A 14,462-nucleotide genomic window follows, 5' to 3' on the forward strand; every position below is an offset into this window, starting at 1 on the left:
CACTTGCAGTGCTGGTTAGTGTAATGACAGTACTGCTGTCTGGCTGCGCCTTCGAACGCATAAATGACGTTAACCGGTCCGCCGGTGTTACGGCGGATAAAGCCTCCGACCTTATCCGCCAGGCGAGTGAGAATCGCCCGGTGGTGCAGTTTCAGAACAGCCAGTACGTCAGTCCGGTGCCGCTGCCGGCCCCAAAGTATAATGCGCCCCGTGAGGTCGTGAACTGCAACATGCCTTACCGGGCCAAGACGCCGCAGGACATCTGGCAGTTTAGCCAGGATATTGCAACGGTTTGCCACATCCGGACGCGGGTCACGCCGGATGCTGTTTCGGTTCTCAGCGATCAAGGCACCGAAAGTGGTTCACCGACACAACGCCTGGCCCAGGTGCCATCCCCGGCGCTTTCTGCCAACGGCCAAATGCGCCCACTGGGGGAATTCGGGACCGGCGCACCTGCTGCGACAGCTTTCTCCGGGGGCGGTGAGGCTTCACGTAAATTCTCTGATGTGAGCTACAGCGGAAATCTCGGGGGACTGCTGGATATTGTGACTGCCCGTCTGGGCATCTCCTGGAAATATGAAGATGGCATGGTGACCTTCTTTTACCTGCAAACGGCGCGGTTCGATATTGAACCTTCGGATGCCAAATACACGCTGACCGGCTCAGTGGTCAGTGGCGTCACCAACAGCAGCAGTACAGACAGCGGCGGTCAGAACGGTGGCGGTCAGGGTGGCGGGAACAGCGGAGGCGGGGTCTCAGGCGAAAGCGGCACTAATCTGCAATCAACCGTGGCGATGGGTAACGATCTCTATGCCGATCTCAAAACTACGGCAGAAAGCATGCTGACGCCGAAAGTCGGGCGGCTTGATCTGAATAAAACCACCGGTACGGTGGTAGTAACCGATGTACCGGTGGTAGTAAAACGCGTTGGCGAGTACCTGACCACGGAGAACACCGCACTAAGCCGGCAAGTAAACCTGAAAGTGGTGATCTATAGCATCAACAGCGATACCAGCGACGCGGTGGACCTGAACTGGAACGTTATCTATCAGACGTTATCCAGTAAGTACGGTATTAATCTTGCCGGACCGACCAGCTCCACGGCCGATGCCGGGTCGCTCAGTTTCTCCGTGCTGGATACCGCCACCGGTGCGGCAAAACAGTTTGCCGGGACGTCATTCCTGTTTGATGCTTTGTCAAAACAGACAAAAGTGGCCGATGTGCGCACCATTCCGTTAATGACGACCAATATGGCCTCAGCCTCAGTAGTCGTTGGGCGTCAGATTGCTTATCTCAAGAGCACGACCAGTACGCCTTATGTCAGCGGAAACAGCACTATTCCGTCTGTCACCCTGACGCCGGGTTCGGTGACGACCGGCACCAATATTACCATTTTCCCGAAAATTCTCGCAGGTGATAACCGCATGATGCTGAACATGTTCCTGAACATTTCCAGCCTTATCAGCATGCGTAAAAGCGGGGAAGGGGATAACCAGATTGAAACACCGGAAGTTGATTCTCGCTCGGTACCACAACGTGTCTGGCTCAAACCGGGCCAAACCGTGGTTATCAGCGGGCTGGAGCAGAATGTGGACAACGCCAGTAAACAGGGGATGGGGTCGCCTGACAATATGGTCACCGGCGGTGGCCGTTCCGGCGAAAAAACGAAACAGTCATTCGTTATCACCGTCACGCCTTATGTCGGATAAAACCTATGAAGACAAAAATCAGAAAGCCCGTCTCTGCGTCGGAGGCTGACCATATCCACGTCCTGACGTTTCATCAGCGCAGGTTTGTGGTCGGCCTTACCTGGCAGACGATACGTGCGCAACGCAACCCCATGAAAGAAATCCGTCGTGTCGGAAAAGAGCAGGGGCTGGATTTGGTGGCCGTTCGCCAAAGTGACAGTATTCAGGCCGGTTTTGCACCCCGAACCAGGCTCCGCCTTCGCGGTGCCTATTCCCTCACGGTGGCGTTGGCTTCCTTACTGGAGGGGTGCTGTATTGCCGTCGTTGCGCTCGGCGAAGACACCAAGGGTAATGCGCAGTTTACCCTGATGGGGAAAACGGAGCGCGGGGGGATCCACCCCTATTCGGACCGCATTTACACCGCCGAAGAACTCCAGCAGCGCATTATTGACCTGAAGGATCAGCTGCGGGGCAGTAAGGGAAACATGAATATCCCCGTTCACGGCGACCCGGCTTTCTCCTGGGTCACCACCCCGCTTGACCTCGGGGTACTGCTCGCGCCGTCTAATCTGTCCAAAAACTTCAAACTTCGCCCGCTGACGTGGGGAATGACGCGTGGGCAGCTCATCGCGACGGGTGTTGCAGTGGCCGTGGCACTCGTTGCGTTGATGGTGTATTGGCATCTTGAAGGGGAACGGGAAGCGGCGGCAAGGCAGGCAAGTCTAAGAGAAATGACGCGGCAGGCCGAACTCAACCGGCAGGCCCGCTATAAGACCGCGCTGGAGGGATTGCGGCATCCCTGGATAGACCAACCGTCAGTGACCACCTTTATTACACATTGTCGCGAGGGGCTTGACCGGGTGCCCATTTCCATTAAGGGGTGGATATCGACGGTCGTAGTGTGTACGCCCACGGATATCAGCGTGCAGTCCGTGCGCAGAACGAACTCGGCGGCCACGACGGCGCAATATGTTCAGGCGGTTAAGACGTTGTTTGGCGTCACCGCCGTGTTTAATTTTCAGAACAGCAGCCTGACCTCCTTTTCTCTCCCGCAGACATTACCGCCGGAAGGTGATGATCCGATGGTGCCGGTAGGCGAGCGGCTGATGAACTTCATCTCGCTGTTTCAGGCACTGAATATTGATCTGTCCGTCTCGGCTGTACCGATAAAGAAAGCGGAAAAAAATAAGCAGGGTGAGGATATGCCGCAACAGGACTGGCAGACGTACACCTTTTCCGCAGAAACGGACATTCCTCCGCAGCAGATTTTCACCGGTAACAGTTATACGGGCATCCGGCTTTCGAGTATCACCCTTGCGGTGAACAGCGCCGATGGTTCACTCCGATACAAAATATCAGGATCACTTTATGGAAAACCTTAAATACGCCGTGTTGTTTCTCCTGACGTGCGGCTTCGCGCATGCGGATCAGGATGTCAAAACGGTGGGGGACCTTGACCATTTACAAAGCGGACGCGTGTTTTATGACGCGCAGACCGCCTTTAACCGGTCAAAAATGGCGGCAGGGCAGGCGGAGACCGGAGTAGTGCCGGCGGCACCCGCTGGGGCAATTCCCGCCGCTTCCGGAAGCCCCGCTGTCACGCCATCTGTTCCTGTGAACACACTGCCCACCCTTGAAAAAGTCGTGGGCAGTGTGGCGACGCTCAATTTTGGTGACGGAACGTCATCGATGGCCAGAGTCGGCGACAGTATTCAGGGTGGCTTTACGGTGAAGTCAGTCTCAATGCGCGGGGTGGTTATCCGCCGCAGTGCGGATGGTCATGAATTTACACTCAATTAAGGGGTTCCTTATGAATCTGAGCGAAAACACACATACGCTGCTCCCCCTGTCGCAGCTGCTTTCAGGACGTGTTTTATCAGCGGCTGTCAGGGAAAATATTCGCCTGATACGAGAGGACGGGACGCAGGGGCTGTGTCTGTATGTTCTCAATGAGCTTGACCAAAACACAGAGTTTTTTGAGGTTCGCGAATCGTTGCGCAGTCAGGGACACGAAACCACGGTGAAGTGGTGCGACCGCGAAGACCTCGAAAAAATTACTCAGCAGTTCAGTGCCGAAGATGAGGCTATTGCTGGCAGCAGCGATTTTCAGAACCTGAATCTCAGTCTTATTGAGGAGGCCGTGGGTCTGCGCGGTTCAGATATACACGTCCGTATCGAGAGCAAGTACACGCGTGTTCTGTACCGCATCGACGGTAATCTGCGTCGTATGCGTACCGAGTCGGTGGAATGGGGTACGCGGCTGATGAATGCCCTGTTCAATTCCATGTGTGAGGAGCAAAGCCATACATCGCTCAGTTATACCGAACCCTGCGATGCCCGCGTGCGTGAGGAGTTCGTGAATAATTTTGGGTTGAGTACCTGCCGCTTCGCCAGCCGTCCGGGTGGGCAGGGACGGCTGGCCGTTGCGCTTCGCCTCGTTAGCCGGCGCAAAAAGAGCCTGCACTTTGAAGAGTTAGGACTCATGCCCCCGGAAGAGACCACTCTTCGCCGGACGCTCAGCAGCTCGGGCGGCACGTTTTATAGCGGACCCACCGGACACGGTAAATCTACGGTGTGCCAGTGTTCAGCAGAATTCCTGGCGGCGGAGGATCCTGGTGAAAACTTCATGTCAGTGGAAGACCCGATTGAGTCGCCGATAGAGGGGCTTTTCCAGACACCCCGAGGTAAGCAGACATTTGGCGAGGCCATCCGCAATTTGCTCCGCATGGACCCTGACCGGCTCTACATCGGGGAGATCCGTGATGCGGACAGTGCCATTGCCACAATAGAGGCAATACTGACCGGTGTCCCTGCTATAACGACCACCCATACCAACACCCCGGTGGACATTCTTCAGCGACTGAGAAAGTTTGGGGTTGAGTTAGACCTGCTGTTTGATCCCACGATTATCTCCGGCCTCGTTGGGCTGCGCCTGGTGCCGCTGCTGTGTCCTGAATGCCGGGTGCCCTGGGCTGAGGGGCGGGAAAGCGTGAGTCCGTACATGCGCGATCTGGTGGAAACCTATGCGGGCAACGAAGGGATTTACCTGCGTAAGCCGGACGGATGTGACTGCTGCGGCCAGAGCGGCATCAAGGGCAGGATCGGCGTCTTTGAGGTCATTGAAACCGACAACGAATTTATGCGGCTGTATGCCGATAAAGGCAAGCTGACCGCCTATCTCAACTGGATGTCGAAAGGGGGCGTCACGCTGTGCGCGAATGCGACCCGGCTGATTAAAGAAGGGCGCGCGGATCCGGTCTGGGTTCATCGCCGTATTTGTAATCTTGACCGGGACGCCAGGCTGAAGACGGGGGGGAGTTATGAATAGGATCGCACGCTTTATTTATCAGGCCACGTTTAACGCGCGGGACCGTATTGAGATTTATGACGATTTCCGGCAATACCTGCTCGATGGCCGTTCCGCAGAGGAAACCTTTCAAAAACTCATTGATAACTACAGCCGGCGCGGGAAAAATCCGGGCGACCCGGTGGCGCAAATCCTTCAGGAGTGTAGCGACAATCTCGCTGCCGGATTTGGGCTCGCCGGTTCCTTACGTGAGTGGTTCCCCGACCAGGAGCTGAGCATCATCGAGTCATGTGATATTTCGGGAAACCCTCAAGATGGTTTTCTTAATGCGATGGGTATTGCGGATGGCACTGCGCGAATACGGCGTGTGGTCAAAGCAACGTCAATGATTTCGGGTTATCTGCTGATGCTGTCTGTGGGGGTGGTGACACTGTTTTGCGTGATGCTCGTCCCGGTGATCATGCAGGCCGTGCCGCTCAGCCAGTGGAACAGCTTGCAGACGGGCGTGTACTACTTCTACCTGTCGATAACACAATACTGGTGGGCCATTATCCTTTTACTCGGCGGCTCGGTGTCGCTGACGGTCTTTTCATTACCCCGACTGACCGGGCGTCTGCGGTATTTTTTGGACCGCTTCCCCCCGTGGTCGATTTACCGACGCATACACGGGGCGGCGTTTATCATGAACGTGAATGCGATGTTTTCTGCGGGGATACCGATGCGTGAGGCTATCCGCAGCATGAAAGACTCCACCCGGTCGGCCTGGCTGTATGAGCGCTTAGATGCCCTGGAAAGAGCGATTCCCAACGGTGAGATGAACCTCGGACAAGCGCTGGACGTCACCGGCTACGACTTCCCGGATGAGCGGGCCATTATTAAGCTACAGAGCCTGTTTGAAACCAAAAACAGTGAAGGTTCGCTGAAACGCTTTGCCGACAGCTGGCTGGAAAAAACGGTAGACGACGTTGAAAGAACCGGCGACAGAATGCGGATAGGCAGTCTGTTGCTGTGTGCCGCTTTGGTGGCGGCACTGGTCCTCATTATGTTCAGTCTTATACAGAAGGCTTTCTTCTTTAATTAGTCCGCTCGCCCCTCCCCTTCACTGTCCGGGGAGTTCTGAAGTCCTCAATTCGATTTTACACATTCCCGCAGGGTCTTCCTGCGCTCATAAGTTACGTCTGAAATAAAAGGAAAGATGAAATGAAATACATGAAAAAAGGTATCTCCAATATTACCGATTCCATCAGTGCACTGGGCATTACGATTATCCTGATTGGCCTGGTTCTGGCTGCGGTGGCGGTGGCGTACTTCAAACTGAACAGCACGAACGAAGTCACTTTGCTCACCACCGTCATCAGTGAAACGCGTAACTTACGGAACTCTGACGGGTATGGTACGGCGGACTACGTGCCCGCACTGGTGGCCGGTGGGAGTATTGCCCGAAACTACAACGTTACCAATGGCAAGATTTATAACAAGGCCGGGGGACTGGTTGCGGTAAACGGTAATGGTCTGGGCTTCACCGTGGTAGATAATGCACTTCCCCAGCGTGACTGTGTGAAAGTCGCACAAAGCATCGGGACGGCCGATATGGCATCAACTAAGGTGAATTCCACCACCATCACCGGCGAAGTGACCGCCGCCGATGCCGCTACCGCCTGCGTGGATGGCGATAACACTCTGACGTTCACCACCAAATCCTAATCTCACCCTCTCGCCTCGCACTGGGAAACATCATGACATTCACTACGCTCCGGGAGTCGGACTTTATCGATCTCTATCTCGGCGAAGATTACGCGGAAATCAAAGGACTGGTCGGGGGAGCCGGGCTGTTGGTGCCCGTCCCCGACAATCTGGCCGATGATGCGAAACAGTTGCATGAGCTTTGCATTGCGCGACATGTTGAAACGGGGCGCAGTGAATTTTCCTGTTTTTATGACTCCCGCCTGTACCGTGTCACCGTCTCGCATGATCTCTTCAACCGGACGAGTCTGGTGCTTCGTCAGACGCCGGCGGACATTCGCGCGTTTGCCGACGTTCCGCTCAGTACCCCCCTGCGCCGTTCCGTTGAGCTGCCGGGTGCCGCCGGCCTCTTTCTGATTGCCGGTGAAATGGGCTCGGGCAAAACCACCACGGCGGCCTCGGTGCTCCAGCACCGGATTGCCCTCACCGGGCACCTGGGCGTCGCGATTGAGGACCCGCCGGAAACGATGCTTCAGGGGCGGCACGGGAAAGGGCGTTGTATTCAACTGGAGGTCCGGGAAAACGAGGGCTACGCCAGTGCAACGCGTAAAGCCTACCGCATGGGGGCATCCGCTTTCCTGCTTGGTGAAATCCGCGATGGTGCCACGGCACATGAGGTGCTGAAGGCGTCGCTGAGTATGTTTGTGGTGTCCACCATCCACGCCTCATCGGTCACCGAGGCGCTGGAACGTTACACGATGTTCTGTGAAGAACTCAGCCCGACGGCCAAAGCAAACATTGCGAGCACGCTCTTTGTAGTTGCACACCAGACCCTGCGGATTAATCCAATGAGCAATCAGCGGCACGTTGATATTACGGGGTTTAACCTTCGCAACACGCCGATGGCGGGCACGATTAAGGCCAAAATCGCGGCAGGCAGCTTCCAATCTCTTAGCGACCCGTTTTCTGCCATTACTTATGATTTTAAGGAGTAAATCGTGAAAACCTTAAAAAAAGGCGTTGTGGAAATTACCGACGGCCCGCACGGAGTGGGGACGTTGAACTTCGTTATCCTGCTTATCGTAGTCGCAGTGGCAACCTATCTTATGGAGAAAGGATCGCTCACAGATCCCCTATCGGCGTGCACCCTCAACACACACTCAGTGACGAGTCCTGATAATAATAGTTTGTCTTTGGCCCCCAAGACTCTGAGAGCAAAACCATGAAAACACTGAAACGGGGGATCGCGCAAACCACCGATGCCATTTCCGGATTAACCATTGTGGGCGCTATCCTGGTTGTTTTGCTGATCCCGCTCAGCCTGTGGGCGGCGGAGGTGTACCGCATGAATGTTGCCGCCGGTCAGGCGAATACTGTACAGAAAGCGGTGAATCGTTATATCGCAGATCAGCAGGCCACCATCGCGGCGGGCAGCAGTCCGTCATCCGCCTATACGCTGACGGTGCCCATGCTGGTAACGGCGGGCTATCTACCGTCCGGGTATTCCTCCTCGAATACCTATACTGCGACGTACCGGACACTCATTTTTCAACCGACGGCGAACAAGTTCCATACCATGACGTTCCTGACCGGGGGGACTGCGTTGACGCTGAGCCAGGCCCGCAAACTCGCCAGCTATATCGGTGCGGCTGGCGGGTACATTCAGAGCGGCGTCGCTAAAGGTGCGCTGGGCAGCTGGCAGGAGAATCTGTCGGCCTTTGGTGGCTATAACCCCGGTGATGGCAGCGTGGTGATCGCCGGCTTTTACTCCAACGGAGCGTTGGTAAACGACTATCTCTACCGCCACAGCGTAGCAGGACATCCCGAACTCAACACCATGGGCACAACGCTGAATATGGGCGGCAATAACATAACCAGTGCAAACAACGTGGGTGCCAACAACGGCAATTTCTCACAGACGGTCAATGGCCAGACGCTGAATGCGTCCGGGGATGTGAACACTGCCCGGCTGACAGCGCAGCAGAGTGTGCAATCTAACGGCTGGATCACCGCCAACGGCAACATAACCTCCAACAGCAGCATTGCCGCCGCCGGAAACATCACAGCCGGCAGCAACATCACGGCTAACGGCAACCTGACGGCTAACAATGATGTTATCGCTAACGGTACGCTTCGGGGGAACAATGACCTTGTGTTGGGAGGCGTTATGAAACTGGGACAAATCAATACAGCGGGCACTTACTGTGATACCTGGGGTGCGATAAGCCGCGATGCGTCCGGAGCCATACTTTCCTGCCAGTACGGTGTGTGGAAATCAGCAGGCACAAACAAAACAATAGTACGAACAGGGAGTGCGAAAACCGTCGCATCTGTATCTTGTGCGAATAACGAAACCCTACTGGGTGGCGGTGGTTCGTGTGATACAGGGTCTGACAACAGACTAAAATGGAGTGCTCCTTCAGGCAATGGATGGAGTGCTGCCTGTCCTGATGTCACCACCTATGCCTATGCCATTTGTGCACAGAATTAATTATTCCCTACCCCGGTAAGCCCCAACTTTATAAGCCGTAAAACGGTTAGTGACATCGCTGCCAATCCGGTACGGATGCCCGCTGCCCGATAAGAACCCTATCTATTTCTGTCTATTAAGGTGAGAAATGAAATCCTCTCTCTTCTTTACTGCGGTGCTTTTAGCCGTGGTCAGTATCCTGTTGTCGATTATTACGGATGCGCAAACAGAAAACATCGCGGTAGTGACCCAGGAACAACAGGCCGCTCAGTTCCTGAATTACGTTGATGCATTCAATGACCTCTATACCTCGGGTACACCTGCTGATGGTGACGTGGCGACACGTATTACCCTGCCCGCCTGGCAACCACGCAACAATCAAATACAGCTGCGTGTCAGCGGGGGAACGGGTTATGTCTTTACCCCCTCAACGCCGGGATTATTCGCGCTGCTGATGCAGGAGACTGAAAACAGTTCCCATTTCGGTCTATCAGATGTCACGGGTATCAATACACCCGCCGGGAGGCTTGCCCGACCCGGTTTCGTTCCCACCGGATACGTCGTTTATGTGAGGTAATATGTTGGTGACAATAACTGCTGTATTGCTGTTCTCCCTGATGCTGGCCTTTAACCTGCCCGCGTTATATCAGCGCGCCAGACTCATCGCTGCCGAATCCTGTGAAAGTACAGCACAGTATCCGGCAGCGGCACGTGTGCGGCCATGGCGGGCTATGTTTTTTTTGTGTGGCGGCGTGCTGCCTGTCTGGATGCAAAACCATGATTGGATGTTGGCATTGTTCGTCCTGCTGTTGGGCAGCGCGGCGTACATTGACAGCGTGACGAGATGGGTGCCAGACGTGCTCATCTTTCTGCTTTCCTGGGTAGCACTCACCGCTTGCCTGCCGGGCTCTCCCGATGCGCAGCCTGTGTTTGCCGGTGCCGCCGTGATGCTCATCCCTGCCCTTGTGCTCAACCTAATTACGATGCGTCGTGGGCAGTTGCCTGCGCTGGCTTCGGGAGATGTGTACGTGCTGGTATCGACCGGTGCCTGGCTGACACCGCAGGCCTCCGCCTTCTGCCTGGCCCTTAGTCTTGTACTGACCACTGTAGTGAGCCGATTTTCACGTGGGGTACCGTTTATCACCCTGCTCTATCCTGCTTTCGTGGTGGTGTGGCTATGCGGCGTCTGCTCCTGATGATGTTCTGCCTGTTCCTGGCGATGATCTCCGGGAGGGTGCAGGCGGCAAGGGTTTCCCCGGAGATGGTTCACTGCTTTCACGAAGCGGGAATGAAATTTAGCGTGGACTGGCGGCTGTTGTGGGCCATCGCGGAGGTGGAAAGCGGCTTCAATCCCGTTGCTATTGGGCTTAATATCCGAAATGGCAAGGTGCTCAGTGAAGATATAGGCGTCATGCAAATCAACTCATCTTGGCTACCGACGCTTAGGGGCATGGGTATCACGCGTGAGGTACTGCTCAGCAATTCCTGCCAGAACATCCATGTGGGAGCCTGGATACTGGCGAATAACATACGGCAGAACGGCGTCAACTGGACGTCAGTGGGGGCTTATAACGCCGGATTTAAAGAGGCGAATGAAGCGTTCAGGATGAAATATGCCCGCAAGGTTTATGACCGGTACATCGTACTAACCGGTAACTGAAACACACACGCTGTGGAGGGGGTCATTGAACAGCACATCAGGCTTTACCGAAAAAATTCGCGAGATCAACCTTTCATATCTGCTGCTGGCACAGGCGATGCTGTATCAGGACCGGGAGCCTGCCCGCTTCCGCCTGGGGATGAATGAAGAAATGGCCGACATTCTTCTGTCTGTCACCGTTCCGCAGTTGCTGACGCTGGGTGAAACCAGCCAGCTGATACTGGATTTGCGCTACACCCCTGAAGATATCCGTTTGCTGATGCAGGATTCGCGCGTGGAGGCCCTGCAAAACACCCATGCGGGTATTTTACTGGCCCGAAACAGGCTGAAACGATAATACCCTCAGATGCTTACAATCGATTAAAGGGATCTGGAAATGACACCTACAACAGAAACATCGATGCAATACAGCTTCAGGCAGGAAGAAAAACAGTTTCGTCGCATCATGCTGGACGTGCAGGAAATCTGCCCGCGCCGGTTCCGTTATGACGTCATGTTAAACATGGCGATTGTCCTGGCACAATACAGTACGGAAATCTCTGGATTTGGCCTGGCGGACCTGCTGGATTATCTGCACCGGCTGCGTGTGGGGCGGCTGTATCGCCAGGCCGGTCCGCACAAAAAAGCGGTACTTGACCATGTTATCAGCTGGCTGGAAGCTTCATACAGGCATCACGCCAGAGAAGATTACGTTCAACTGACAGGCGAGCAACGGCGACAGAGTTCTTTGCGAGCCGAAAAAGAAGCCGATGAAATGTTTGACGCTATTCGCAAAAGTGGCGCGAAAACCATCATTTTTACCGACCGGCCAATTTTCAGGTGGGAATTGCTCATCTCACTTTTACTCATGGCGGCGCTCATTGTCACCTTTGTCACAGCAGCTATATTTGGGTAGTGATGGTCACTATTATTAAAGAGATATCAGCATGTTAATCAATACCATGCCAAAAGAAGTACCCACGCAGTGTGTGAAAGTGATCCTGGCAGTGACGGAATGCGAAAGTGCCACCGGTATTGAGTTTGATAGTGTGTGCTTTTATACGCGTGCGAATCTGAATAAAGAAGCGCTTGAAGAGGCGATATCACACATTTATGGCTGCCATGATATGTTTGATTTTGAGTATGACCGTGGTTTTGGGCAGGGGGGATTCATCCTTCTTTGCGGAGGGGTAGAGCCAGGTGAATATGAAATAGAACTACCTTCCTGATGTTAGTGTCAGCCAAGCAAATTTTCTCTAATAACGGCCTATTTAACATAATGGTCATTTACCGCCCCGCGCACGAGGCACTCACACGCCTGAGCCGTCGAAAGGCGTAAAACCCCAACTTATCCTCGCTAAAAACACGTTTTTAAATGTTGCTAATTTGTAAACTAATTCTTGGTTTTCATTTTGACCTGTTTACGGGCTGAAACCCGTGTTTTAGACACTTTTCCTGGTTTGTTTACTGGCCGCTTTACTTTTCGGGCCTAACATCGAATGCAAAGGCATTTCACCCGTGTGGCATAAGGGGCGCTACGTTCGGGAATGCTTGCCGTCATTTTCTCCTGCGTCACTTTCACTTTCGAATCAGCTTCCGGTAATCGTTCCCCAGCACAACCTGTTCAGCAAGGGTATATAAACGCTGCGCGCCCTTGCTGAACAGAACGATGTTGGGGTGACGAACCGTCAGGCGATACGAAAACGAAATTGACACTGACGGAGAAACGACCATGACTATGAACCTGCATACCCAAACTACCGCCCCTAATGCCTCACAGGCGACAAGCGTATCCCAGCTTGACCCGTCAGGCTCCTCAAAACCGAAATTTTCTACAGGTAAAAACAAGCCTGATCTCTATCAGACAGTGACAGATAGCATTATCGAGGCGTTAGAGGCGGGTGTTAAGCCGTGGACGTGTCCCTGGGAACGTGTTGCAGGAATGTCAGGTTTACCGGCGAACTATGCCACCGGCACTGCTTACAGCGGTATGAATATCATGTTGCTGTGGTGCAGTGCAGCAAAGCAGGGGTTCAGTGATCCACGTTGGTTAACCTATAAGCAGGCACAGGCCGCCGGTGCTCAGGTTCGTAAAGGTGAACGCGGGACTGTGGCGATCTTCTACACAACGTTGGAGAAGGAAAATGAAGCCGGAGAGATTGACTTTATTCCTATGCTGAAAACTTTCACCGTTTTTAACGTTGACCAGATCGACGGTTTACCGCTGGCGGCGGAATGCACCACACCAACAGTAACATTTGACCCATTGCCGCAGGTTGAATCACTGATACAGCGTACCGGCGCGAAAATCACAGAGAGAGGACAGGCAGCATTTTATACCCCGACCACCGATGAAATCTTTTTGCCTGAGCGCGGCCGCTTTGCTGATGCAGCAAACTTTTACGCTACCGGCCTGCATGAACTTGTCCACTGGTGCGGCGCAAAAAGTCGGTTAAACCGTGAAATGAAGGGCGGCTTTGGATCAGAAGGGTACGCATTTGAAGAACTCATTGCAGAGCTTGGCGCGGCATTCTTAATGGCTGATTTAGGTGTGTCGGGTGAGGTTCAGCATGAAAGCTATATCGCTTCATGGCTGAAATCATTGAAAAATGACAAGCGTTTTATCTTTAAAGCGGCAAGTGCTGCCTCTAAGGCGCACCGTTATTTAATGGAAATTTAATTTCTGACCAAATTTAGCAGGGGATAACTTAAATGATAAACAACACAACAAATAAGTTGTGTTTTATCTGGTTTATGTTATCCTGTGTATGTTGGTTAAGGAGACCGTGAATGAAGTACAGTGAGTTCAGACGGTGGCTACTTAAACAAGGCGCAGAATTTGTTAAAGCGCCGGGTGGAGGGAGTCATCAGAAGGTAACGCTCAACGGGAAGCGGTCTGTATTTCCCGACCATGGTTCGAAAGAAATGCCCGAACCATTAAGAAAGAAAATAATCAAGGATCTGGGGCTTTAAGCCCCAGCCTTTTCAGACGATAAGCCGAGGAGTGCTATATGTTTAAGTTTAACTACGCGGTGAAATTAGAACTCGACGAGCCTACCGGCGCTTACATCGTCTCATGCCGTGACTTGCCACTGATGAACTCTGTAGGTGATTCCGTCGATGAGGCTCTGCTTGAAGCGGCTGACGGCATTGTCACAGCATTATCCATCGAGGTTGATGCACGCAGACCTATTCCATATGCAACAGACGCCGAACCTGGAGAGTATGTCGTTTCTGTCCCGGTATTAGTTGCAATGAAAGCGGCGCTGCATAACGCGATGATCGAGACCGGAACACGCAAAGCTGAGTTGGCTCGCAAGCTTGGGCAAAAGGGGCCACAAATTGACCGGCTGCTCGATGTCGAGCATTCATCGAAAGTGGAGACCGTTGAGCTGGCTCTTCACCAGCTGCAACGTCGCGTTGATTTGAACGTTATGCGCGATGATCATATTCAATAGCCATATCATCAGAATATCAGGTGGGGCCTTAAACTCACCTGATATTCAATGCTGTAGGTTCTAAAAACTACTCCCTGCCTTTGCGTTAAGTAGCACACGGAAAGGCTCTGAAAATCACATTCGGCAACAGCCAAACAGATGTTTCGGGCCTGTACCAGATTTTGTGTAAACGCCCGTTTGTCAGTACCCGGACATTCGCTCCGGGTACTCAATCATA

The 14,462-nt window shown here is 53.5% G+C and carries 17 protein-coding genes; all 17 read left to right on the forward strand.

Annotated features, from left to right (window positions below; translation table 11 throughout):
- The first annotated feature begins 23 nt into the window (after nt 1-23).
- The 17 genes from J8X26_RS12725 to J8X26_RS12805 all read left to right on the forward strand — a co-directional run bounded on the left by J8X26_RS12725 (nt 24) and on the right by J8X26_RS12805 (nt 14,245).
- Entirely contained in the window at nt 24-1,709 is a 1,686-nt protein-coding gene (locus J8X26_RS12725) for a PilN family type IVB pilus formation outer membrane protein (protein ID WP_244370543.1), read from the forward strand.
- A 5-nt stretch (nt 1,710-1,714) separates the two neighbouring features.
- Entirely contained in the window at nt 1,715-3,070 is a 1,356-nt protein-coding gene (pilO2, locus tag J8X26_RS12730; protein ID WP_208951046.1) for a type 4b pilus protein PilO2, read from the forward strand.
- Entirely contained in the window at nt 3,057-3,488 is a 432-nt protein-coding gene (gene pilP, locus J8X26_RS12735; RefSeq protein ID WP_208951047.1) for a type IV pilus biogenesis protein PilP, read from the forward strand. Before pilO2 ends, pilP begins: the two co-directional genes overlap by 14 nt.
- Nucleotides 3,489-3,498: 10 nt before the next feature.
- Entirely contained in the window at nt 3,499-5,016 is a 1,518-nt protein-coding gene (locus J8X26_RS12740; protein ID WP_208951048.1) for a GspE/PulE family protein, read from the forward strand.
- A complete protein-coding gene (locus J8X26_RS12745; protein WP_208951049.1) occupies nt 5,009-6,076 on the forward strand; it encodes a type II secretion system F family protein in 1,068 nt (355 codons plus the stop codon). Before J8X26_RS12740 ends, J8X26_RS12745 begins: the two co-directional genes overlap by 8 nt.
- Nucleotides 6,077-6,195: 119 nt before the next feature.
- Nucleotides 6,196-6,699, forward strand: coding sequence for a type 4 pilus major pilin (locus tag J8X26_RS12750; protein ID WP_208951050.1), 504 nt, complete (start codon nt 6,196-6,198; stop codon nt 6,697-6,699).
- A gap of 32 nt (nt 6,700-6,731) precedes the next feature.
- Entirely contained in the window at nt 6,732-7,673 is a 942-nt protein-coding gene (locus J8X26_RS12755; protein WP_208951051.1) for an ATPase, T2SS/T4P/T4SS family, read from the forward strand.
- A 227-nt stretch (nt 7,674-7,900) separates the two neighbouring features.
- On the forward strand, nt 7,901-9,169 hold the full coding sequence (pilV, locus tag J8X26_RS12760; RefSeq protein ID WP_244370545.1) for a shufflon system plasmid conjugative transfer pilus tip adhesin PilV: 1,269 nt from the start codon (nt 7,901-7,903) through the stop codon (nt 9,167-9,169).
- 127 nt (nt 9,170-9,296) lie between these two features.
- Complete coding sequence (gene pilM, locus J8X26_RS12765; protein WP_208951052.1) at nt 9,297-9,725, forward strand: type IV pilus biogenesis protein PilM; 429 nt, start codon at nt 9,297-9,299, stop codon at nt 9,723-9,725.
- 1 nt (nt 9,726) lies between these two features.
- Nucleotides 9,727-10,344, forward strand: a complete 618-nt coding sequence (locus J8X26_RS12770; protein ID WP_208951053.1) for an A24 family peptidase — start codon at nt 9,727-9,729, stop codon at nt 10,342-10,344.
- Nucleotides 10,326-10,808 carry a lytic transglycosylase domain-containing protein gene (locus J8X26_RS12775; RefSeq protein WP_208951054.1) on the forward strand — a complete coding sequence of 161 codons (483 nt, stop codon included), beginning with the start codon at nt 10,326-10,328 and terminating at the stop codon, nt 10,806-10,808. Before J8X26_RS12770 ends, J8X26_RS12775 begins: the two co-directional genes overlap by 19 nt.
- Before the next feature lie 25 nt (nt 10,809-10,833).
- Entirely contained in the window at nt 10,834-11,145 is a 312-nt protein-coding gene (gene flhD / locus J8X26_RS12780) for a flagellar transcriptional regulator FlhD (protein WP_208951055.1), read from the forward strand.
- A 39-nt stretch (nt 11,146-11,184) separates the two neighbouring features.
- The gene (locus tag J8X26_RS12785) at nt 11,185-11,703 is read left to right on the forward strand and encodes a hypothetical protein (protein WP_208951056.1); all 519 of its coding nucleotides are present in this window, start codon (nt 11,185-11,187) and stop codon (nt 11,701-11,703) included.
- Nucleotides 11,704-11,734: 31 nt separating this feature from the next.
- Nucleotides 11,735-12,016 carry a hypothetical protein gene (locus J8X26_RS12790; protein ID WP_208951057.1) on the forward strand — a complete coding sequence of 94 codons (282 nt, stop codon included), beginning with the start codon at nt 11,735-11,737 and terminating at the stop codon, nt 12,014-12,016.
- Between the two features lie 503 nt (nt 12,017-12,519).
- A complete protein-coding gene (locus tag J8X26_RS12795; RefSeq protein WP_208951058.1) occupies nt 12,520-13,467 on the forward strand; it encodes an ArdC family protein in 948 nt (315 codons plus the stop codon).
- Nucleotides 13,468-13,577: 110 nt separating this feature from the next.
- Complete coding sequence (locus J8X26_RS12800) at nt 13,578-13,760, forward strand: type II toxin-antitoxin system HicA family toxin (RefSeq protein WP_208951059.1); 183 nt, start codon at nt 13,578-13,580, stop codon at nt 13,758-13,760.
- Nucleotides 13,761-13,798: 38 nt separating this feature from the next.
- Nucleotides 13,799-14,245 (forward strand): hypothetical protein, encoded by a 447-nt coding sequence (locus tag J8X26_RS12805; protein ID WP_208951060.1) that lies wholly within the window; start codon nt 13,799-13,801, stop codon nt 14,243-14,245.
- Nucleotides 14,246-14,462 lie beyond the last annotated feature (217 nt).

It is taken from the genome of Rahnella sp. ChDrAdgB13 (assembly GCF_017655185.1).
In the GTDB taxonomy this organism is placed as follows: domain Bacteria; phylum Pseudomonadota; class Gammaproteobacteria; order Enterobacterales; family Enterobacteriaceae; genus Rahnella; species Rahnella contaminans.